This window comes from Pseudomonas sp. NBRC 100443, from assembly GCF_030268185.1.
GTDB classification, from domain to species: domain Bacteria; phylum Pseudomonadota; class Gammaproteobacteria; order Pseudomonadales; family Pseudomonadaceae; genus Pseudomonas; species Pseudomonas citronellolis.
Window position 1 is genome coordinate 193,414 of the sequence record NZ_BSQE01000007.1, and the last position, 19,346, is coordinate 212,759.

20 protein-coding genes are annotated in these 19,346 nt (G+C 67.3%); 10 read left to right on the plus strand and 10 right to left on the minus strand.

Annotated features, from left to right (window positions below):
• The first annotated feature begins 113 nt into the window (after window positions 1-113).
• Together ddaH and QSJ95_RS11725 are read left to right on the plus strand one after the other, a co-directional pair.
• On the plus strand, window positions 114-878 hold the full coding sequence (gene ddaH, locus QSJ95_RS11720) for a dimethylargininase (RefSeq protein ID WP_285642513.1): 765 nt from the start codon (window positions 114-116) through the stop codon (window positions 876-878).
• 122 nt (window positions 879-1,000) lie between these two features.
• Window positions 1,001-2,416 carry a basic amino acid/polyamine antiporter gene (locus QSJ95_RS11725; protein ID WP_285642514.1) on the plus strand — a complete coding sequence of 472 codons (1,416 nt, stop codon included), beginning with the start codon at window positions 1,001-1,003 and terminating at the stop codon, window positions 2,414-2,416.
• Here QSJ95_RS11725 and QSJ95_RS11730 read toward each other — a convergent pair.
• On the minus strand, window positions 2,413-3,084 hold the full coding sequence (locus QSJ95_RS11730; protein WP_043314198.1) for a DNA-3-methyladenine glycosylase I: 672 nt from the start codon (window positions 3,082-3,084) through the stop codon (window positions 2,413-2,415). The two genes, QSJ95_RS11725 and QSJ95_RS11730, sit on opposite strands and share 4 nt — an antisense overlap.
• Before the next feature lie 13 nt (window positions 3,085-3,097).
• Window positions 3,098-3,925: a tRNA 2-thiocytidine(32) synthetase TtcA gene (gene ttcA, locus QSJ95_RS11735; protein ID WP_285642517.1), complete on the minus strand. Its 828-nt coding sequence runs from the start codon at window positions 3,923-3,925 to the stop codon at window positions 3,098-3,100.
• 89 nt (window positions 3,926-4,014) lie between these two features.
• On the opposite strand from ttcA, the gene QSJ95_RS11740 reads away from it, so the two are divergent.
• From QSJ95_RS11740 to QSJ95_RS11750, 3 genes are all read left to right on the plus strand, one after another.
• Window positions 4,015-4,611, plus strand: a complete 597-nt coding sequence (locus QSJ95_RS11740; protein ID WP_009618486.1) for a DNA-J related domain-containing protein — start codon at window positions 4,015-4,017, stop codon at window positions 4,609-4,611.
• A 161-nt stretch (window positions 4,612-4,772) separates the two neighbouring features.
• The gene (locus QSJ95_RS11745; protein WP_009618488.1) at window positions 4,773-5,369 is read left to right on the plus strand and encodes a Yip1 family protein; all 597 of its coding nucleotides are present in this window, start codon (window positions 4,773-4,775) and stop codon (window positions 5,367-5,369) included.
• Window positions 5,370-5,932: 563 nt separating this feature from the next.
• A complete protein-coding gene (locus QSJ95_RS11750; RefSeq protein WP_069861541.1) occupies window positions 5,933-6,430 on the plus strand; it encodes a SprT family zinc-dependent metalloprotease in 498 nt (165 codons plus the stop codon).
• Window positions 6,431-6,432: 2 nt separating this feature from the next.
• On the opposite strand, the gene QSJ95_RS11755 is transcribed toward QSJ95_RS11750, so the two are convergent.
• From QSJ95_RS11755 to QSJ95_RS11765, 3 genes are all read right to left on the minus strand, one after another.
• Window positions 6,433-7,614 (minus strand): CaiB/BaiF CoA transferase family protein, encoded by a 1,182-nt coding sequence (locus QSJ95_RS11755; RefSeq protein WP_285642521.1) that lies wholly within the window; start codon window positions 7,612-7,614, stop codon window positions 6,433-6,435.
• A 65-nt stretch (window positions 7,615-7,679) separates the two neighbouring features.
• Complete coding sequence (locus QSJ95_RS11760) at window positions 7,680-8,819, minus strand: acyl-CoA dehydrogenase family protein (protein ID WP_285642522.1); 1,140 nt, start codon at window positions 8,817-8,819, stop codon at window positions 7,680-7,682.
• 506 nt (window positions 8,820-9,325) lie between these two features.
• A complete protein-coding gene (locus QSJ95_RS11765) occupies window positions 9,326-10,624 on the minus strand; it encodes an OprD family porin (RefSeq protein WP_285642523.1) in 1,299 nt (432 codons plus the stop codon).
• A 293-nt stretch (window positions 10,625-10,917) separates the two neighbouring features.
• On the opposite strand from QSJ95_RS11765, the gene QSJ95_RS11770 reads away from it, so the two are divergent.
• Together QSJ95_RS11770 and QSJ95_RS11775 are read left to right on the plus strand one after the other, a co-directional pair.
• Window positions 10,918-11,853, plus strand: coding sequence for a DedA family protein/thiosulfate sulfurtransferase GlpE (locus QSJ95_RS11770; protein ID WP_285642524.1), 936 nt, complete (start codon window positions 10,918-10,920; stop codon window positions 11,851-11,853).
• A 334-nt stretch (window positions 11,854-12,187) separates the two neighbouring features.
• Window positions 12,188-12,406 (plus strand): hypothetical protein, encoded by a 219-nt coding sequence (locus QSJ95_RS11775; RefSeq protein ID WP_043314195.1) that lies wholly within the window; start codon window positions 12,188-12,190, stop codon window positions 12,404-12,406.
• A gap of 452 nt (window positions 12,407-12,858) precedes the next feature.
• On the opposite strand, the gene QSJ95_RS11780 is transcribed toward QSJ95_RS11775, so the two are convergent.
• From QSJ95_RS11780 to QSJ95_RS11790, 3 genes are all read right to left on the minus strand, one after another.
• Window positions 12,859-13,098 carry an anti-sigma factor family protein gene (locus QSJ95_RS11780; RefSeq protein WP_009618502.1) on the minus strand — a complete coding sequence of 80 codons (240 nt, stop codon included), beginning with the start codon at window positions 13,096-13,098 and terminating at the stop codon, window positions 12,859-12,861.
• Window positions 13,092-13,634 (minus strand): RNA polymerase sigma factor, encoded by a 543-nt coding sequence (locus QSJ95_RS11785; RefSeq protein WP_236695171.1) that lies wholly within the window; start codon window positions 13,632-13,634, stop codon window positions 13,092-13,094. The genes QSJ95_RS11780 and QSJ95_RS11785 overlap by 7 nt, the downstream gene beginning before the upstream one ends.
• Window positions 13,635-13,704: 70 nt before the next feature.
• Window positions 13,705-14,826, minus strand: a complete 1,122-nt coding sequence (locus QSJ95_RS11790; protein WP_009618505.1) for a beta-ketoacyl-ACP synthase III — start codon at window positions 14,824-14,826, stop codon at window positions 13,705-13,707.
• Between the two features lie 484 nt (window positions 14,827-15,310).
• Here QSJ95_RS11790 and QSJ95_RS11795 point away from each other — a divergent pair, with 484 nt between their 5' ends.
• Window positions 15,311-16,324, plus strand: a complete 1,014-nt coding sequence (locus tag QSJ95_RS11795; RefSeq protein WP_285642528.1) for an acyltransferase family protein — start codon at window positions 15,311-15,313, stop codon at window positions 16,322-16,324.
• Here QSJ95_RS11795 and QSJ95_RS11800 read toward each other — a convergent pair.
• Window positions 16,321-17,382 carry a GGDEF domain-containing protein gene (locus QSJ95_RS11800; RefSeq protein ID WP_285642530.1) on the minus strand — a complete coding sequence of 354 codons (1,062 nt, stop codon included), beginning with the start codon at window positions 17,380-17,382 and terminating at the stop codon, window positions 16,321-16,323. The genes QSJ95_RS11795 and QSJ95_RS11800 overlap by 4 nt on opposite strands.
• A gap of 214 nt (window positions 17,383-17,596) precedes the next feature.
• Between QSJ95_RS11800 and QSJ95_RS11805 the strand changes: the two genes are divergently transcribed.
• Window positions 17,597-18,016: a 3-isopropylmalate dehydratase large subunit gene (locus QSJ95_RS11805; RefSeq protein ID WP_009618508.1), complete on the plus strand. Its 420-nt coding sequence runs from the start codon at window positions 17,597-17,599 to the stop codon at window positions 18,014-18,016.
• A gap of 36 nt (window positions 18,017-18,052) precedes the next feature.
• On the opposite strand, the gene QSJ95_RS11810 is transcribed toward QSJ95_RS11805, so the two are convergent.
• Window positions 18,053-18,490: an HIT family protein gene (locus QSJ95_RS11810; protein ID WP_267853831.1), complete on the minus strand. Its 438-nt coding sequence runs from the start codon at window positions 18,488-18,490 to the stop codon at window positions 18,053-18,055.
• Window positions 18,491-18,611: 121 nt separating this feature from the next.
• Between QSJ95_RS11810 and QSJ95_RS11815 the strand changes: the two genes are divergently transcribed.
• A complete protein-coding gene (locus QSJ95_RS11815; RefSeq protein ID WP_285642534.1) occupies window positions 18,612-19,316 on the plus strand; it encodes a glutathione S-transferase N-terminal domain-containing protein in 705 nt (234 codons plus the stop codon).
• The last annotated feature ends 30 nt before the right edge of the window (window positions 19,317-19,346 follow it).

The window sequence follows — 19,346 nt, forward strand, 5'->3', positions numbered from 1 at the left end:
GAGCCCGCCCCGCTGCGGGTCAACGCCAGGCCAGGAAAACCGTCTGCGGCGCGCCGGCCCGCCTGGCGCACGCCTTGCAACGCGGCAAGCATCCACCTGCAAGAGGAAACGCCATGTTCAAGCACATCATCGCCCGCACCCCGGCCAGCAGCCTGGTCGACGGCCTGACCTCCAACCACCTGGGCAAACCGGACTTCGCCAGGGCCCTGGAGCAGCACAACGCCTACATCCGCGCGCTGCAGACCTGCGACCTGGACATCACCCTGCTGCCGCCGGACGAGCGCTTCCCCGACTCGGTGTTCGTCGAGGACCCGGCGCTCTGCACCTCGCGCTGCGCCATCATCACCCGCCCCGGCGCCGAATCGCGGCGCGGCGAGACCGCGATCATCGAGGAGACCATCCAGCGCTTCTATCCGGGCAAGGTCGAGCGCATCGAGGCGCCCGGCACAGTGGAAGCCGGCGACATCATGATGGTCGGCGAGCACTTCTATATCGGCGAATCGGCGCGGACCAACGCCGAAGGCGCCCGGCAGATGATCGCCCTCCTCGCCAAGCACGGCTTCACCGGCTCGGTGGTGCGCCTGGAGAAGGTGCTGCACCTGAAGACCGGGCTGGCCTACCTGGAACACAGCAACCTGCTGGCTGCCGGCGAGTTCGTCGACAAGCCGGAGTTCCAGCACCTGAACATCGTCGAGATCCCCGAGGAGGAGGCCTACGCGGCCAACTGCATCTGGGTCAACGAACGGGTGATCATGCCCGCCGGCTACCCGCGCACGCGGCAGAAGATCGCCGACCTCGGCTACCGGGTGATCGAGGTCGACACCTCCGAGTACCGCAAGATCGACGGCGGCGTCAGCTGCATGTCCCTGCGCTTCTGAACGGCCGCTCCAGCGGCGGGCCTGCCGGCCCGTCGCGCCGGCGCGGGCCCCCTCCCCTTCGCCAGCGTCATGCGTGGCGGCAAGTGCCGCCACGCCACCGGTTGCCGTCTCGGAGGCGCAAGATGTCGATTTCGGATAAAGGAAAACTCGGCCTGCCGGCGCTGACCGCCCTGGTGGTGGGCGGCATCATCGGCAGCGGTATCTTCAGCCTGCCGCAGAACATGGCCGAAGGCGCCGGCGCCGGGGCCATTCTCATCGCCTGGGGCATCACCTTCGTCGGCATGCTGACGCTGACGCGGGTCTTCCAGTGGCTGTCGACCACCTGCCCGGAACTGGACGACGGCGTCTACGGCTACGCCCGCGAGGGCTTCGGCGAATACCTGGGCTTCAATGCCGCCTGGGGCTACTGGATTTCCGCCTGGGTCGGCAATGCCGGCTACCTCGTCGTGCTGTTCAGCGCCCTGGGTTCGTTCGGCGCGCTGGCCTTCTTCGGCGACGGCACCACCTGGCCGGCGCTGCTCGGCGAGCTGGCGGTGCTCTGGCTGATGCACGCCTTCGTCCTGCACGGGGTGCACAACGCGGCCATCACCAACGCCATCGTCACCCTGGCCAAGGTGGTGCCCATCGCCCTGTTCATCCTCTGCGTCGCCCTGGCCTTCCGCGTCGAGGTGTTCCGCCTGGACTTCTGGGGCAGCCCGGCGCTGGGCAGCGTCACCCGCCAGGTGGAAACCACCATGCTGTACACCGTGTGGGTCTTCCTCGGCATCGAAAGCGCCACCGTCTATGCCAGCCACGCGCGGCGCGCGGCCGACGTCAGCCGGGCCACCCTGCTCGGCTTCGTCATCACCCTGCTGTTGCTGGTCTGCGCCTCGGTGCTGTCGTTGGGGGTGGTGCCGCAGCACGAGCTGGCGCAGATGAAGAACCCGTCGATGGCCCAGGTGATGGCCGCGGCCGTGGGCCCCTGGGGCGCAACGCTGATCAACGCCGGCCTGATCGTTTCGGTGGGCGGCGCCCTGCTGGCCTGGACCATGCTGGCGGTGGAGATGCTCTACCTGGCCAGCCGCGGCGAAGGGCACACCGCGCCGGCGCTGTTCGGCAGGACCAACGACGTGGATACGCCGGCCCCGGCGCTGTGGCTGACCAACGCGCTGATCTCGGCGCTGCTGCTGGTCGCCTTCCTCAACGCCTCCGGCTACAACGCGCTGATCCAGCTGGCCACCTCGATGGCGCTGATCCCCTACCTGTTGTGCGCCGGCTTCTGCCTCAAGCGCGTGCTGCGGCAGCCGAGCCCGGCGCTGCTGGCGATGGCGACGCTGGGCACGCTCTACGGCGTCTGGCTGCTGTATGCCGCCGGCCTGAAGTACCTGCTGTTGTCGATGATTCTCTACGCCCCGGGGCTGGGCTTCTTCGTCCACGCCCGGCGCCAGCGCGGCCTGGCAGCCTTCGGCAACGCCGGGGAGCGGGCGCTGGGCGCGCTGGTGCTGGTCCTGGCGCTGGCCGCGCTGTGGATGGTCGGCAGCGGCCGCCTGGGGCTCTAGTGGTTGACGGTGTACGACAGCATCATCGAGAGCTGGCACAGCGGCCGGCCGCTCTGCTCGTGCCAGGCGTTGAAGGCGGCCTGCACGGCGGCGAGGTCCTTCTGGCTGGTGGGCGCCTTGTCGACGATTTCCTGGGCCTTGAGCGCGGCGACCACGTCGTCGCTGGGGATGAAGGTGTCCTTGCCGGCCATGCGCAGGAAGCGCGGCGCCGACAGGCCGCCGAGCTGGTTGCCGCGCTTGGCCAGCAGCTTCCACAGGCCGACGATGTCGGTCACCGGCCAGTCCGCCAGCAGCTTGCCGAAGCTGCCGTGCTCATGGGCGATGTCGAGGATCATCTGGGCGTTGCGCGGCACGCTCTTGAGCTTGCCCAGGTGGCGGATCAGGCGGGTGTCCTGCATCAGGTTCTCCAGGCGTTCGCCGCCCATGAGCACCACCTTCTGCGGGTCGAAGCCGAAGAACACTTCCTCGAAAGCCGGCCACTTGGCGTCCACCAGGCTGTGCTTGAGGCCGGCGCGGAAGATGCGCAGGCTGATCAGCGACAGGTAGCGATCATCGCTCACCGCGGCCAGTTCGGCCGGGCTCTTGGGCTGCGGCAGGCGCGCTTCCAGCGCCGCCGCCGAGCCGAAGCGGTTCAGGCAGTATTCGTGCAGCCATTGGTAGTCGCGCATCGCCCTTCCTTTATTACAGGTTCATCACGTCGACGAAGCGCGGCGTGGCGGTGTCGTCGATACGCAGGCTGGCGAAGTCGAACAGGTTGCGGTCGGCCAGTTGCGAGGGCACCACGTTCTGCAGGGCGCGGAACATGATCTCGGTGCGACCGGGGGTCTTGCGCTCCCATTCCAGCAGCATTTCCTTGACCACCTGGCGCTGCAGGTTCTCCTGAGAACCGCAGAGGTTGCAGGGGATGATCGGGAATTCCTTGAGCACCGAGTAGGCCTCGATGTCCTTCTCGTTGCAGTAGGCCAACGGGCGGATCACCACGTTGCGGCCGTCGTCGGACAGCAGCTTGGGCGGCATGGCCTTGAGGGTGCCGCCGTAGAACATGTTGAGGAAGAAGGTCTCGAGGATGTCGTCGCGGTGGTGCCCCAGCGCCATCTTGGTCGCGCCGATTTCGTCGGCGTAGGTGTAGAGGGTGCCGCGGCGCAGGCGCGAGCACAGCGAGCAGGTGGTCTTGCCCTCGGGGATCTTCTCCTTCACCACCGAGTAGGTGTCCTTCTTGATGATGTGGTACTGCACGCCGATGGACTCCAGGTAGGCCGGCAACACGTGCTCGGGGAAGCCGGGCTGCTTCTGGTCCATGTTGACCGCGACGATCTCGAACTGGATCGGCGCGACCTTCTGCAGGTACAGCAGGATGTCGAGCAGGGTGTAGCTGTCCTTGCCGCCGGACAGGCAGACCATGACCTTGTCGCCGTCCTCGATCATGTTGAAGTCGGCGATGGCCTCGCCGACCTGGCGGCGCAGGCGTTTCTGCAGTTTGTTCTGGTTGACCGAAAGGGTGCTGGCCATGGTGCTGTGGAATCCGGGGGGAAGACGAAAAGCTGGTTATTTTACGCGCACCCCGCCTTCATCGGTAGCCTGATGCTAGGCTCATGCCCATGACTCCCGACCTCGACGCCCGCCTCGACCTCGCCGGGCAGTTGCTCGAACTGCTGCGCGAGGCCCCTGAAGGCCTTTCCGAATATCAGTTGATCCAGCAGCTGAAGGCGCGGCATTCCACCCATGTCCCGCACCTGCCGCTGCTGGACAAGCTGGTGCTGTTCCGCACCCACTTCCTGGTGTTCAACGCCCTCTACCGCCTGCGCGATAAGCTTTGCGCCGACGAGGCCGGCTTCCTGCAGATCGGCCCGCTGCAGATCCGCCTGCTGCCCTGGCAACCCGGCGCGCCGGGCCTGGTGGAGAGCGACCCGCTGCGCGACTACTACCTGGACGAAAGCAACCTGCGCGACACCACCGAGCGCGACGTGGAGAAGCTGCTGGAAAGCTTCTGGACACGCATGCAGGGCGACGGCGAGAAGGCCGCCGCGCTGGCCCTGTTCGAACTGGAGGACGGCCCGGTGGACTACGCGCTGATCAAGCTGCGCTACCGCCAGCTGGTCAGCCAGCACCACCCGGACCGCGGCGGCAGCACCACGCGCCTGCAGTCGATCAACAAGGCGATGGAAATTCTCGAGCGCTATTACAGCCGCCCATGAAGCTCCGATTTGCTCTAACCCCAGGCAGGACGCGGCCTTCGGGGCTTTCCTATACTGCGACACAAGGTCGCACGAGTCTGACGGGCACCGGAAGGCGCTGGCCATGCGTCCCCGGCGCGGCGCTGGGAGGCGGCCTGCATAATAACGAGGAGGTTGCCGAGATGATCCATCATGTGTGGGGGCTCTTCACCCATCCCGATCAGGAATGGCAGGAAATCCGCGGCGAAGAAGAAAGCATCAGCCACATGTACCTGACCCATGTGCTGATATTGGCTGCCATCCCGGTCATCTGCGCCTACATTGGCACCACCCAGGTGGGTTGGGTGCTGGGCAGCGCAGGGCCGGTCAAGTTGACACCGGCGAGCGCGATCCAGCTCACCGTGCTCACCTACGTGGCGATGCTCGCCGGCGTCGCCGTCATGGGCGCCTTCATCCACTGGATGGCGCGCACCTACGACGCCACTCCGAGCATGACCCAGTGCATCGTGTTCGCCGCCTACACGGCGACCCCGCTGTTCATCGGCGGCGTGGCCGCGCTCTACCCGCACCTGTGGCTGGGCATGGTCATAGGCACCGCGGCGATCTGCTACACGGTCTACCTGCTGTACGTCGGCATCCCGACCTTCATGAACATTCCCAAGGACGAAGGCTTCCTGTTCTCCAGCTCGGTGCTGGCGGTGGGCCTGGTGGTGCTGGTGGCGATGATCGCGCTGTCGGTGATCCTCTGGGGGAGCGGGGTGGGGCCGGAATATACCTGAGGCTTGACTGGCGAATGCAGACCGGGCCCTGGGGGCCCGGTTTTCGTTTTTTGGGGTTTGGTTTCTGGCTTGGCCACAGAGCGTTGTCGAAGTCCGCAACCCTCTCCCCAGCCCTCTCCCTGAAGGGAGAGGGAGCTTGTCCGTACCGGCTGATGGGCATGGTTTCAACCTGAACCTTCGCCCCCAACTGACGCCGAAACACCCAACCTCACCGAACGGTCCCCTCTCCCTTCAGGGCGGGGCGCGCAGCCGAGGGTTAGGGAGAGGGAGCGGTGTGCCAAGCCAAACAGGAATAACAGGGAATCTCCCTTCGCGAGCAAGCTCGCTCCCACAAGATGCAGGAAGAGCACCGTCGTAGGATGGCGTTGAGCGAAGCGATACCCATCACCACCGCCGCATGGGTTTCGCAGGCTCAACCCATCCTACGAAGAGCACCTCGGCGCAGCCTGCAGCCAGCCTTGCCTGAAACTCCACCCCGCTTGCCCGAACCTGCACAGCAGACGAGCGGCCTGCACAACGCCGGCGCCTGCGGCATAATCGGCAGCCGTCGGAGAAAACACTGTATGCCCGAACAGCTCAACGCCCGTGTCGAAGCCTGCTACCAGTTGGCGGAAAGCTTCTTCCAGCGCCGCTTCCCGCGCCCGGAAGTGAGCTTCCGCCTGCGCGGGCAGAAGGCCGGGGTGGCGCACCTGGACGAGAACCTGCTGCGCTTCAACCCCCAGCTCTACCGCGAGAACCGCGAGCACTTCCTCAAGCAGACCGTGGCCCACGAGGTCGCCCACCTGATCGCGCACCAGATGTTCGGCCCGCGCATCCGCCCCCACGGCGAGGAGTGGCAACTGATCATGCGCGGCGTCTACGGCCTGCCGCCGGACCGCTGCCACACCTACGAGATCAAGCGGCGCCGCGCCACGCGCTACATCTACCGCTGCCGCTGCGACGAGAACCCCGACTTCCCCTTCTCCGCCCAGCGCCACAACCTGGTGGCCCAGGGCCGCCGCTACTACTGCCGGCGCTGCCGCACCACCCTGGTGTTCACCGGCGAAGTGCTCCGCGAGTAGCTTCAGCCCACCGCGCCCGCGGCCTTAAGCGCCGCCACCTGCTCATCGCTGTAGCCCAGTTCGGCCAGGACCTCGGCGCTGTGCGCCCCCGCCGCCACGCCTATGTGTTTCGGTGCCGGCAGGCCGGCGGAGAAGCGGATCGGACAGGCCATCTGCCGCTGGCTGCGGCCATCGCCGCGGGGCACTTCGGTGACCAGGCCGCGGGCCTGGATCTGCGGGTGCTCCACCGCTTCGGACAGCGGCAGCATGGGCTCCACGCAGGCATCCACCGCGGCGAAGCGTTCGCACCAGTCGGCGAAATCGCGCTTCTCGAACTCGATGGCGATCTCGCGCTTGAGCAGTCGCTGGTCCTCGGCCTTGGGCGACAGACCGCGGGCGGCCAGTTCCGGGCGGCCGATGGCGGCGCAGAACTGCTGCATGAACTGCGGCTCCAGGCTGCCGACCGAGAACCAGCGGCCATCGCGGGTGCGGTAATAGTCGTAGAAGCTGCCGCCGTTCAGCGCCTGGGCTTCCATGCCCGGCTCCACGCCGCAGGCCAGGTAGCCGGCGCCGGCCATGCCGTTCAGGCTGAAGGCGCAGTCGGTCATGCTGATGTCCACCTGCTGGCCTTCGCCGGTCTGCTGCCGGTGGATGACTGCCGCGAGCAAGCCCATCACTCCGTGCAGCGAGCCGCCGGCGATATCCGCCAGTTGCACGCCCAGGGGCAGCGGGCCGGTGTCGCGGCGCCCGGTGTAGCTGGCTACGCCGGCCAGGGCCAGGTAGTTGATGTCGTGCCCGGCGCGGTCGCGGTAGGGCCCGGTCTGGCCGTAGCCGGTGATGGAGACGTAGATCAGCTTCGGGTTGATCGCCTTGAGCGCCTCGTAGCCGACACCCAGCTTGTCCATGACGCCGGGGCGGAACTGTTCCAGGACGATGTCGTACTCGCGCACCAGTTGCTTCACCACCTCCACCGCCTCGGGCCGCTTCAGGTCCAGGGCGATGCTGCGCTTGTTGCGGTTGAGGTAGGCGTGGCTGGCCGAGACGCCGTCGTCATGGGGCGGCAGCACGCGCACCAGGTCCATGCGCGTGGGCGATTCCACCCGCAGCACCCGGGCGCCCATGTCGGCCAGCAGCAGCGAAGCGAAGGGCCCCGGCAGCAGGGTGGAGAAGTCGAGGACTTTCAGCGAGGCGAGCGGGCCTTTCATGGGAACTCCTGGGTCTGGTTTTCCGCGCCCCCGCGTTCGCGGGGGCCCAGTGAAGCAGCCGCGCCTCAGAGCTTCATGCCGCGGCTGATGATCTCCTTCATGATCTCCGAGGTGCCGGCGAAGATGCGCTGGATGCGCGCGTTGGCGTACATCCGGCAGATCGGGTATTCCCACATGTAACCCCAGCCGCCGTGCAGTTGCACGCCCTCGTCGACCACCTTGCCGAGCAGTTCGGTGGTGAACAGCTTGGCCTCGGCGGCCACCTCGGGGCTGAGCTTCTTCTGGTTGTGGTCCATCACGCAACGGTCGGTGAACACCTGGGCCACGTCCACCTGGGTGCGCATCTCGGCGAGCTTGAAACGGGTGTTCTGGAAGTGCGCGATGGGCCGGTCGAAGGCCTTGCGCTCCTTCACGTAGTCGAGGGTGGCCTGCAGCGCCGCCTCGGCCCCGGCCACCGCGCCGCAGGCGTTGGTCAGGCGTTCCTGGGCGAGCATGTTCATCAGGTAGTAGAAGCCGCCCTTGGCATCGCCCAGCAGGTTTTCCTTAGGCACCTTCACGTCGTTGAAGAACAGCTCGGCGGTGTCCTGGCTCTTCATGCCCAGCTTCTTCAGGTTGCGCCCGCGCTCGAAGCCGGGCATGCCGCGCTCGACCAGGAACAGGCCCATGGCGTGCTTGTTGTTCGGGTCGGTCTTGGCCGCGACTATCACCAGGTCGGCCAGCAGGCCGTTGGAGATGAACACCTTGGAGCCGTTGAGGACGTAGTGGTCGCCCTTGTCCACGGCGGTGGTGCGCATGCCGGCAAGGTCGGAACCGGCGGCAGGCTCGGTCATGGCCACGGCGAGGATGGTTTCGCCGCGGATGATCCCGGGCAGGAAGCGCGCCTTCTGCTCGGCGTTGCCGTATTCGGCGATGTAGGGCCCGCACAGCGCTGAGTGCAGCGGGATCATGAAGCCCGGCTCGTTGATGCGCGCCAGCTCCTCGCACATGATCTGCTCGTAGCGGAAGTCCTTCAGCCCGGAGCCGCCGTATTCCTCGTCGGCCCAGGGCAGCAGGAAGCCCTGCTCGCCGGCCTTCAGCCAGACGCTGCGGTCGACCACCCCGGCCTCTTCCCAGGCCTCCTGGTGCGGCACCACTTCCTTGGCGAGGAAGGCGGCGAAGGCGTCGCGGAACAGGTTGTGCTCGGTCTCGAAGTGTATGCGCTGCATGCTGGCGAATCCTGGTCGGTGGAAGTGCCGGCAGGTTAGGTGCCAGCCCCGCCACGCCTCAATGACGGCAGCGCTCAGCCTGGATTGACGCTTTCGGTCAGGCGCCATGCCTGGACGGCAGCCAGCATTGACGGTGCGCCGAGGCGCCCTTCGCAGGATGGGTTGAGCGTGCGAAACCCATCGGGCCCTGCTGATGGGTATCGCTTCGCTCAACGCCATCCTACGGGTCTTGTGTTTGCCGGAGGGCGTAGGAGCGGACCTTGTCCGCGATAGCCGGATGTATCGGCGCGGATCGCGGATGAGATCCGCTTACGCTGCCCCAGCCGCGCCGCTCCCCTGTAGGAGCGGGCCCTGCGCGCGAATCGCGGGCAGGGCCCGCAGCTGGGAAATCGCGGTGTTCCCCCTGTAGGAGGACTCCGTCCGCGATGGGCGGTTCGGCGGATAAAAAAGCCCCGCCAGGCGGCGGGGCTCAAACCATAGGAGTGACGTCTTGCTTCAGCCCGCCATTACCACAGCGGCATGGTGTAGCTGAGGATCAGGCGGTTCTCGTCGGCCTTGTTGGACGAGGCGCTGTTGCGGGCGAAGTCGCTGCGGGTGGTCGCGTTGCGCCACTTGATGCCGAAGCCCTTGAGCGCGCCTTCCTGGACGACGTAGGCGATGTCGGTGTCGCGTTCCCATTCCTTGCCGTCGTCGCCGCTGGCGTTCAGCAGGTCGATGTTGTCGCCCTTCACGTAGCGGGTCATGAAGGTCAGGCCGGGAATGCCGATGCCGGCGAAGTTGTAGTCGTAGCGGGCCTGCCAGGACTTCTCGTCCTTGTTGGCGAAGTCCAGGATCTGGATGTAGTTCACCAGGTAGGGGTCGGTACCGTTGATGTAGGCAAAGCCGGTGTCGCCGCTCATCTTCTGGTAGCCGACGCCGAAGGCGTGGTAGCCCAGGTTGTAGGTGACCATGGCGTTGAACGCCTTGTTGTCGACGTTGCTGCCGCCATCGTCGGTGGACTTGGCCCAGCGGACGTCGGATTTCAGCGACTGGCCTTCGGCGATCGGCAGGGTCCAGCCGAGGGTCAGGTAGTGCTGCTTGTAGAAGTCGTCCAGCTGGCCGTAGTGGTAGCCGGTGCTGAAGTTCTTGGTCCAGTTGTAGGTGGCGCCGGCGTAGTCGAACTCGTTGGTGGTGTTGCCGCTGCGCACGGTAATGTTCTTCTTGCCGCCGGTGGTGACGGTCATTTCCTCGTAGTTGGAGGAGTCGCGGCGGTTGGTCTGGTTCAGGCGGCCGGCGTCGAAGTTCAGGCCGTCGAGCTGGGTGGAGTTGATCGCGCTGCCCACGAAGAGCTGCGGCAGCAGGCGGCTGTCGTTGGTCACCACGACCGGCAGCTTGGGCGTCAGGGTGCCCATCTTCAGGGTGTTTTTCTCGTAGCGCAGCTTGAGGGTCGCGCCGCCCTTGCTGAAGTCGTCCGGCGCGTCGCCGTCGGCGGTCTTCGGCAGCAGGCCGGTGCCGGTGCGGTCGGCGCTGGAGTCCAGCTTCAGGCCCAGCGCGGCGATGCCGTCGACGCCCACGCCGATGGTGCCGTCGGTGTAGCCCGACTCGAATTTCAGGATGAAGCCCTGGCCCCACTCTTCCTGCTTGCTCTGCTGCGCCTGGGTGGAGCTGCGGAAATCGCGGTTGAAGTAGAAGTTGCGCAGTTCAACGTTGGCCTTGCTGTCCGAAATGAAGTCGGCGTGAGCGACTGCGGGTACGACAATGCTGGCGCCGAGCACGGCCTGCGCCAGGCCGCCCATGGCAAAACCGGCGTAGTTCTTACGGATCATCAGGATTCCCCTTATGGTGTTTTAAGCGTTGAACACGCTGAGCGCCTGGCATGCAGGGCGCGGCCCCCATGGTCTCGCGCAGCCGTTTGGCGGCTCTTCTGTGTTGCGGGGAATCTTGGCGGGGGGTTATTTCAGATCGACTGCATAGATATAAACTTTTTGTTACAGCTGAACTTTTCCGAAAAATTCGACTACGCGGTCATGGGCTGAAAGCAGCGGCTGTCAGCGGGGACTGACGCACCGGACGAGCGGCAGTATGCTGTCGCCTCCCCCTCCTCCGCCGCGCCCATTCCATGCAAGAACTGCAACCGCTGATCGAACGCTACGGCCCCGCCCTGCTCTTCCTCAATGTGCTGCTGGAGCAGCTGGGCCTGCCGATTCCGGCCTACCCGGCGCTGATCGTCGCCGGCGCCCTGGCGCTGCAGGGGCACGTGGTGTCCCTGGGCGAGGCGCTGGCGGTGGCCACCCTGGCGTGCCTGATCGCCGACACCGCCTGGTACTTCGCCGGCCGCCGCTACGGCGGCTTCCTGCTGCGCAGCATCTGCAGGGTGTCGCTGTCGCGCGACAGCTGCATCCGCCAGAGCCAGAGCCTGTATCTGCGCATCGGCCCGCGGGCGCTGCTGATCAGCAAGTTCCTGCCCGGCGCCGGCGCGCTGTCCACCAGCCTGGCCGGCATGACCGGCACGCCGCTGCGCCGCTTCCTCGGCTACGACTTCGCCGGCTCGGCGCTGTGGGTGGGCTCGGCGCTGCTGCTGGGCGCCATCTTCAGCGACACCGTCGACAGCCTGCTGGGCTGGCTGCACGACTACGCCACCCGCGGCCTGCTGTTGCTATTGGCGGCCTTCGCGCTGTTCATCGCCTGGCGCCTGTGGCAGCGCTACAGCCTGCTGCGGCGCACCGCGCGGATTCCCCGGATCAGCGTCGAGGAACTGCGCGAACGCCTGGACCAGGGCGACACCCCGCTAATCCTCGACGTGCGCGCCGAGGCCGGCGAGGACGGCATCCCCGGCGCCATCCCGATGACCCTGGACAGCCCGCTGGACGGGCTCGCCGACAGCCTCGGCCAGGCCGACGTGGTCATCTATTGCGCCTGCCCCAACGAACTCTCCGCGGCCATGCTCGCCGAGCGCCTGCGCAAGCACGGCTACCCGCGCGCCTGGGCGCTGTCCGGCGGGCTGGAGGCATGGCAGGCGAGCCAGGCCCAAGCTGGCGCCGATGGGCTTTCGTAGGATGTGGTGAGCACAGCAATACCCATCACCACAGCTATCACGGGCAGACATGGTTCCTACAAAAAGCGCGGCCCCCATCGATTGACGTTGCGCCGACCAGCCCTTACCGTTGCCCAGCCGCTCAACCGAGCGGTGCGGGATTGGCGTCCCGGTATCAGAACAGACGCGAGCCTCAGGGCGAGCGTCGGCATGGTCGTACCTGTGTCATGGGCAGGCCGTGCAGGGCATCTTCGGATGCGCCGGATGTTCTGACCGGTACGCCAACCTGTACGGTCTGCCCTCCCTGCTTGGCGTCAGGCGGGCAGTTCTAGGTACTTTTCGTCAGGACACAACCATGCATCCATTACGTATTTCCAAAGAAGCGACTTCCCTCGACCTCTTCGACGCCGCCCAGGCCCGTCACTCCGCCGCCTGCGACGCCCTGCGCCTGCTGGCCGGCGCGCCGGACCTGGGCTGCCCGGACGAGGGCACCCTCGCCGGCGCCCTGGGCAGCCTCGAACTGTTGCTGCGCGATGCCTCCCGGCTCTACGAGGCCGCTAGAGAACGGGCCTGAGCGCCGAGGCGCCTTGCGTAGGATGGGTTGAGCTTGCGACACCCATGCGGTCACGGTGATGGGTATCGCTTCGCTCAACCCATCCTACGGTGTGCTACCTGCGCCATTCCCATGTAGAGCGGACCTTGTCCGCGATAGCCGGAACCTCCGGCACGGTTCGCGGATGAGATCCGCGCCTACGCTGCCCCGCCCGCGCCATTCCCATTGTAGGAGCGCGCCCTGCGCGCGAATCGCGGGCAGGGCCCGCTCCTACAGGTTACCGGGAGGCACGGTATTCCCCCCGTAGGAGCGGACCTTGTCCGCGATAGCCGGACGTATCGGCGCGGTTCGCGGATGAGATCCGCTCCTACGCTGCCCCACCCACGCCATTCCCCTGTAGGAGCGCGCCCTGCGCGCGATTTCGCGGGCAGGGCCCGCTTACAGGGAGGCACGAATCTCATCCGCGACTGCGCTCAGCGCCGCGAATGGTCCCGGCGCAGTTCGGCCAGGCGGGCGGCCAGCAGGTCCAGGCCGGTGGCGCGGTCTTCCGGCAGGCGGCGCACGCTGGCCTGGGTCAGGCGCATCTGGCGGATGAAGCGCCGGCAGTGGCGGCACAGCAGCAGGTGGCGGCGCACCGCAAGTTTCTCGCGCAGGCCGAGCTGGCTGTCCAGCAGGTCGCTGGAGAGGGCCACCAGTTCCTTGCAGGTCAGCATTGGCCGGTCTCCTCGAAATGCTCCAGGGTGGCGAACAGCTTCAGCCGCCCGCGGTGCAGCAGCACCCGGACATTGGAGAGGGAAAGCGACAGAAGATTACAGATTTCCTGCAATTCCAGGCCCTGGCGCTCGCGCAGCAGGACCACGCTGCGCTGCAGGTCCGACAGGCTCAGCAGGGTCTTTTCCAGGCATTCGCGCAGTTCGTCCTCGGCCAGCAGGGCCTCGGGCGAGTCCGAATGCCAGGCCAGGGGCGCGGCGCTCCAGTGGCCGTCGGCGGCGAAGCGGCTGTCGTCGATGCTGCCATGGGGCGCCGGCAGGTCGTCCAGGGAGACTTCCCGGCGTACCTGGCGCAACTTGCTCTTGGCGGTGTTGGCGGTAACGGTCAGCAGCCAGGTCTTGAGGCTAGAGCGCCCCTGGAAGCCGTCCAGGTGGCGCACCACGGCGAGCCAGGCGTCCTGCACCACCTCGTCGGCGTGGGCGCTGCCGACGATGGCCAGGGCCACGGCGCGCATGGCGCCCTGGTAGGCCGCGACCATCTCGCGGAAGGCCGCGTCCTCGCCGGCGCGCAGGCGCGCCAGCAGTTCGCCGTCGGCTTCGCCCACCCGGTCAGCGCTTGCGCAGGATCACGCTGCCGATGGAGTAGCCGGCGCCGAAGGAGCTGAGCACGCCGATGGAACCGGCGGGCAGGTCCTCGTGGTACTTGTGCAGGGCGATCACCGAGCCGGCCGAGCTGGTGTTGGCGTAGGTGTCGAGGATCACCGGCGCCTCGTGGGCCTCGGCGTCGCGGCCGAGCAGCTTGCGGGTGATCAGCAGGTTCATGTTGAGGTTGGCCTGGTGCAGCCAGAAGCGCTTGACGTCGCCGACCGGGATGTCGTTCTGCGCCAGGTGCTCGCCGATCAGCTCGGCGACCATCGGGCAGACGTCCTTGAACACCTTGCGGCCTTCCTGGACGAACAGCTTGTCGCGCTGGCCGATGCCCTCTTCCGCGGCGCGGTTGAGGAAGCCGAAGTTGTTGCGGATGTTGTTGGAGAACTGCGTCAGCAGCTTGGTGCTGACGATGTCGAACTGCTGCTTGCCGATGGCCTGGTCGGCGCGCTCGACGATCACCGCGGTGGCCGCGTCGCCGAAGATGAAGTGGCTGTCGCGGTCGCGGAAGTTCAGGTGGCCGGTGCAGATTTCCGGGTTGACCATCAGGATGGCGCGGGCCTGGCCCAGCTGCACGGCGTTGGCCGCGGCCTGCAGGCCGAAGGTGGCCGAGGAGCAGGCGACGTTCATGTCGAAGCCGAAGCCCTGGATGCCGAGGGCGGCCTGGACCTCGATGGCCACCGCCGGGTAGGCACGCTGCAGGTTGGAGCAGGCGACGATGACGCCGTCGATGTCCGCCGCGCTGCGGCCGGCCCGGTGCAACGCCTCCTTGGCGGCGTGCACGGCCATCTCGCAGAGGATGCCCCAGTCGTCGTTGCTGCGCTCGGGGATGCGCGGGACCATGCGCTGCGGGTCGAGGATGCCTTGCTTGTCGACCACGAAGCGGCTCTTGATGCCGGAGGCCTTCTCGATGAACGCCGAGCTGGATTCGCTCAGCGCTTCCAGTTCGCCCTTGGCGATGGCTTCGGCGTGCTGGTCGTTGTACTGGCGGACGTAGGCATTGAAGGACTCCACCAGTTCATCGTTGGAAATGCTGAACGGCGGGGTATAGAGACCGGTTCCGCTGATCACGACTTTATGCACGGTCAATCCTCTTCTCAATCTGGCTGCCGGCCCCGGCAGCATGGTTAGGCATCGATGTGCCCGCCCGCGGGCCGGCACTGCAAAAGGGGTTCGGCCCGCATGGGCCTGAGGGCACGGCCTGATGACCAGGCAGTGTGCCATCGAAGGTGGCGCGCCGGCATCTTCCACCGCCCAACGGCGACGGCGCTGTGCGGCGCTCGAATAACCGCCGATTATGCGGCAAATCGTCGGCAAATGCCGCTACCGCGGCGCAGTTTTCCAGCATACAGACCTTGTACCGGCCGGTGATTGAAATTCCCGAAAGCCTCGATAGCCAGGCCATCCGGGCGAGTTGGCGGAAGCGCCCTGCGCTCTTGCGCAAATGCCCTTGGGGCGAATACCCGCATGCCACCGGGCAGCTGCGCTGAACCCCGGCGGGAAAACCGCTGTCGAGGAAAGGGGCGCCCGCCGGCGCCCCTTTTCATTGGCAAGCACAGAGGTAGCGATGCTGGTTTCCCTTCAGGCGCTGCGGGCCCTGGCCGCCTGGCTGGTGGTGTTCCATCACTTCATGCAGGTGTTCTTCGATTTTCGCGCCGACAGCCTCGGCGGGAGGCTGCTGTCCACCCGCGGTCAGGTCGGGGTGGACATTTTCTTCGTCCTCAGCGGCTTCGTCATCCAACTGTCCTGCGCCGGGCGCCAGGTGCCCGGCCTGACCTTCCTGGCTCAGCGGCTGGCGCGCATCGCCCCGGCCTACTGGCTGTACACCGCCATCACCGCGCTGATCCTCTACGCCTTCGGCAACCTGATGCCGGTCTACGGCGTGGCCCTGCCGCAGCTGCTGCTGTCGCTGCTCTTCCTGCCCAGCCAGAACCCCGGCGGCTTCGGCTTCTACCCGATACTGCCGGTGGGCTGGACGCTGAACTTCGAGATGCTCTTCTACCTGCTGTTCGCCCTCTCCTTCGCCGTGGGCGAACGCTGGCGCCCCTGGCTGGTGGGCGCGTTGCTGGCGCTGGTCAGCGGCGTGCTGGCGAAGGCGCCGTGGCTGAGCAATTTCTACCGCAACCCCATCGTCTGCGAATTTCTCTTCGGCCTGCTGCTGGCCGAGCTGTACCGCCGCGGCCTGCTGCGCCTGCGGGCATCGGTGGCACTGCCGCTGGCGCTGGGCGCGGTGCTGGTGCTGCTGCACTTCCCCGCCGACCATCCCTGGCGCCCGCTGACCTGGGGCCTGCCCAGCGCGGCGCTGGTGGCCGCCTGCGTGGCGCTGGAGCCATGGTTCGCCGGCTGCCGCCCGCTCAAGGCGCTGGGCGACTGGAGCTATTCGGTGTACCTGGTCCACGTGATAGTGCTGTGGCTGGCCAGCTACTGGCTGCACCAGCGCCTGGGCCTGGGCCCGTACCAGACGCTGGCGCTGTGCCTGCCGGCTATCCTGCTGCTGTCCTGGCTGAGCTACGAATGGGTGGAACTGCGCCTGGGCCGGCGCCTGAAGCAGGCCTGGGCGCCGCGCCCGGTGCCGGCCTAGCCGTCGCTGCAGACCAGGCGGTTGCGCCCCTGGGCCTTGCCGCGGTACAGGCGGTGGTCGCAGCAACGGTACAGGGCCTCGGCATCGTCGCCGTCCACCGGCCACTCGGCCAGGCCGAAGGTGGCCGACAGCGGGATGACATGGCCGCGGTACAGCAGCGGGTTGGCCGCCAGGTCCGTGCGCAGGCGCTCCACCAGCGGCGCGGCGTCGAAGCGGACGGTGTTGCGCAGCAGCAGGGCGAATTCCTCGCCGCCCAGGCGGCCGATCATGTCGCCGGCGCGCAGGTGCAGGCGCAGCCGGGCGCAGAGGTACTGCAGGGCCTTGTCGCCGGCGTCGTGGCCCCAGCGGTCGTTGACGTCCTTGAAGTGGTCCACGTCCAGCAGCACCAGCACCCAGCGCTGGCCGTTGCCGCGGGAATCCTCCAGGCAACGCAGCACAGCGCGCTGGAAGGCCTCGCGGCTGGCCACGCCGGTCAGCGCGTCGCTCAGCGCCAGGCGCCGCAGCAACTGCTGGGCCTGGGCGCGGCGGGTTTCGTAGATGTGCACGAAGGCCATGATCAGCAGGCCGCAGAGGATGGCGTTGCCCAGGTCGATCATCCCCGGGGCGTCCAGGCGCAGCGGGTGCTGGCGCAGGTAGAGCAGCGCGGCCACGCCGACGAAGGGCACCGAGAGCAGGAAGCCGCGCCACGCGCCCAGCAGCAGGTAGGCCATCACCGGCATCAGGTAGAGCCAGACGAAGGCCGTGGCCGAGGCCTGCGGCATGATGATGATGTAGACCAGGAAGCAGAAGGTGGGCAGCAGGTAGGCGTAGATCCACGGCGTCAGGTCGCGCACCCGCGCCAGGCGCGAGGTGGCCCACAGCAGCAGAGCGCAGACCAACGCCTCCAGGCCCGCCAGCAGGTAGTTGCCGTTGAGGCACTGGAGCACCGAGAAGATTCCCAGGGTCAGCCCGGTGCAGAAGAAGATCAGGCGCATCAGCAGGCGCTGGTCGGCCAGGTCCAGTCCGCTGGTGCTGGCCGCCGGCTCCCCCGGCGCATTGGCTTTGGCCTTGTCGTGCATGGCTACCTTTCCCTGGCCCCGCCAGGCATGGCGGAGCGCTGGACGAAACGACCGCCCATCCGCGTGGATGGAGTCTAGCCAGTCCGCACGCTCGGCAGCACAGCCGGTCGTCGCCCGCCGGACGGTGCAAGCAGGGCGACCAACGCCGTGAATTCACGGCAGCTTCATCGCCGCTGCGCTAGCCTTCGAGGAACCCCAACCACGGAGGGCGCCCATGCGCGCATTGATCGCTTCGCTGTCCCTGCTGGCCCTGGCCGGCTGCTCGTCCTACCAGGCCAGGGAAACCGGCCCGGTGCCCGCCGACCGTTTGCTGGGCTTCCAGCAGGAGGCCCAGGGCGGCGCCAGAGTCGAGGTCGAGCGCGACCTGGGCTTCCTCGGCGGCGGCTGCATGGTCGCCTTCAAGATCGACCGCCAGTTGGCCGCGCGCATCGCCGTGGGCGAGACCGCCAGCTTCCAGCTGCCGCCCGGCCAGCACATCGTCGGCATCGGCGCCGACGAACAGGGCGAGGGCCTGTGCAGCAAGGGCCTGCTGCGCCGCGAACTGCTGGTGGACCTCGCCGCCGGCGAGACCGCGCAGTTCCGCATCCTCAGCGACGCCAACAAAGGCTTCGACATCCTCCCGGCCCAGCGTTGACGCCCGGGCGGGGCCACGGCCCCGCCCTTCCCCGGCTTACCCGTTGATGCGTCGCACCAGGCGCGCCTGCAGCTGCTCCAGCTCGGCCGGGTCGGCCTTCTGCGCGGCGTGGATGCCCAGGCCCTGGCCGGCGTAGCGCGGCACTATGTGCACGTGGATATGGAACACCGTCTGCCCGGCGGGCGCGCCGTTGAACTGGGCCACCTGCACGCCGTCGGGATTCAGTTCCTCGACTATCGCGCGGGTCAGGCGCTGCACCACCCCCATCACCTTGCACAGCGCATCGGGGTCGACTTCGAGGATGTTGCGCGCGGCGCTGCGCTTGGGCACCACCAGCGCATGGCCGTGGGACTGCGGGAAGAGGTCGAGGAAGGCGAGCACGTCGTCGTCCTCGTACAGCTTGTAGCAGGGGGCGTCGCCGCGAATGATCTGGGCAAAGATGTTCTGCGGGTCATAGGTGCCTTGCAGGCTCATGGCGCTGTCCTTGAGCGGTGGATCGGAGACGGCACCATACCGGCTCGCGGCGCCGCTGGCACCTCCCCCCTGCGCGATCGGCGGCGTATGCTGGGCGTTCGACTTTCAGACCGGAGTTCCCATGCCTTCGCTCGCCGACTTCCCGATCACCCGCAAATGGCCCGCCACCCGCCCCGACGTCCTGCAGCTGTACTCGCTGCCCACGCCCAACGGCGTGAAGGTCTCGATCATGCTGGAGGAAACCGGCCTGGCCTACGAGCCGCACCTGGTCAGCTTCGAGCGCAACGACCAGTTCAGCCCGGAATTCCTCTCGCTGAACCCGAACAACAAGATTCCCGCCATCCTCGACCCCAACGGCCCCGGCGGCCAGCCGCTGGCGCTGTTCGAGTCCGGCGCCATCCTCATCTACCTGGCCGAGAAGACCGGCCAGTTGCTGCCCAAGGACCCGGCCCGGCGCTACGAGGCGATCCAGTGGCTAATGTTCCAGATGGGCGGCATCGGCCCGATGTTCGGCCAGTTGGGCTTCTTCAATAAATTCGCCGGCCGCGAGATCGAGGACAAGCGGCCGCTGAATCGCTATGTGGAGGAGTCCCGGCGGTTGCTCGGCGTGCTCGACCAGCGCCTGGAAGGGCGCGACTGGGTGATGGGGCAGGAGTACGGCATCGCCGACATCGCCATCTTCCCCTGGGTGCGCAACCTGGTGGGCTTCTACGAGGCGGGCGACCTGGTGCAGTTCGAGCGCTTCGGCAATGTGAAGCGGGTGCTGGAGGCGTTCCTGGCGCGGCCGGCGGTGCAGCGGGGGTTGGGGATTCCGCAGCGGGGTTGAGGTTGGGGTTGGGCTGCTCGCGAACGATGG

Coding starts and splice junctions, on each gene's coding strand:
- ddaH (WP_285642513.1), top strand. CDS start 114: ATGTTCAAGCACATCATCGCCCGCACCCCGGCCAGCAGCCTGGTCGAC.
- QSJ95_RS11725 (WP_285642514.1), top strand. CDS start 1,001: ATGTCGATTTCGGATAAAGGAAAACTCGGCCTGCCGGCGCTGACCGCC.
- QSJ95_RS11730 (WP_043314198.1), bottom strand. CDS start 3,084: ATGCGCGACTACCAATGGCTGCACGAATACTGCCTGAACCGCTTCGGC.
- ttcA (WP_285642517.1), bottom strand. CDS start 3,925: ATGGCCAGCACCCTTTCGGTCAACCAGAACAAACTGCAGAAACGCCTG.
- QSJ95_RS11740 (WP_009618486.1), top strand. CDS start 4,015: ATGACTCCCGACCTCGACGCCCGCCTCGACCTCGCCGGGCAGTTGCTC.
- QSJ95_RS11745 (WP_009618488.1), top strand. CDS start 4,773: ATGATCCATCATGTGTGGGGGCTCTTCACCCATCCCGATCAGGAATGG.
- QSJ95_RS11750 (WP_069861541.1), top strand. CDS start 5,933: ATGCCCGAACAGCTCAACGCCCGTGTCGAAGCCTGCTACCAGTTGGCG.
- QSJ95_RS11755 (WP_285642521.1), bottom strand. CDS start 7,614: ATGAAAGGCCCGCTCGCCTCGCTGAAAGTCCTCGACTTCTCCACCCTG.
- QSJ95_RS11760 (WP_285642522.1), bottom strand. CDS start 8,819: ATGCAGCGCATACACTTCGAGACCGAGCACAACCTGTTCCGCGACGCC.
- QSJ95_RS11765 (WP_285642523.1), bottom strand. CDS start 10,624: ATGATCCGTAAGAACTACGCCGGTTTTGCCATGGGCGGCCTGGCGCAG.
- QSJ95_RS11770 (WP_285642524.1), top strand. CDS start 10,918: ATGCAAGAACTGCAACCGCTGATCGAACGCTACGGCCCCGCCCTGCTC.
- QSJ95_RS11775 (WP_043314195.1), top strand. CDS start 12,188: ATGCATCCATTACGTATTTCCAAAGAAGCGACTTCCCTCGACCTCTTC.
- QSJ95_RS11780 (WP_009618502.1), bottom strand. CDS start 13,098: ATGCTGACCTGCAAGGAACTGGTGGCCCTCTCCAGCGACCTGCTGGAC.
- QSJ95_RS11785 (WP_236695171.1), bottom strand. CDS start 13,634: ATGGTCGCGGCCTACCAGGGCGCCATGCGCGCCGTGGCCCTGGCCATC.
- QSJ95_RS11795 (WP_285642528.1), top strand. CDS start 15,311: ATGCTGGTTTCCCTTCAGGCGCTGCGGGCCCTGGCCGCCTGGCTGGTG.
- QSJ95_RS11800 (WP_285642530.1), bottom strand. CDS start 17,382: ATGCACGACAAGGCCAAAGCCAATGCGCCGGGGGAGCCGGCGGCCAGC.
- QSJ95_RS11805 (WP_009618508.1), top strand. CDS start 17,597: ATGCGCGCATTGATCGCTTCGCTGTCCCTGCTGGCCCTGGCCGGCTGC.
- QSJ95_RS11810 (WP_267853831.1), bottom strand. CDS start 18,490: ATGAGCCTGCAAGGCACCTATGACCCGCAGAACATCTTTGCCCAGATC.
- QSJ95_RS11815 (WP_285642534.1), top strand. CDS start 18,612: ATGCCTTCGCTCGCCGACTTCCCGATCACCCGCAAATGGCCCGCCACC.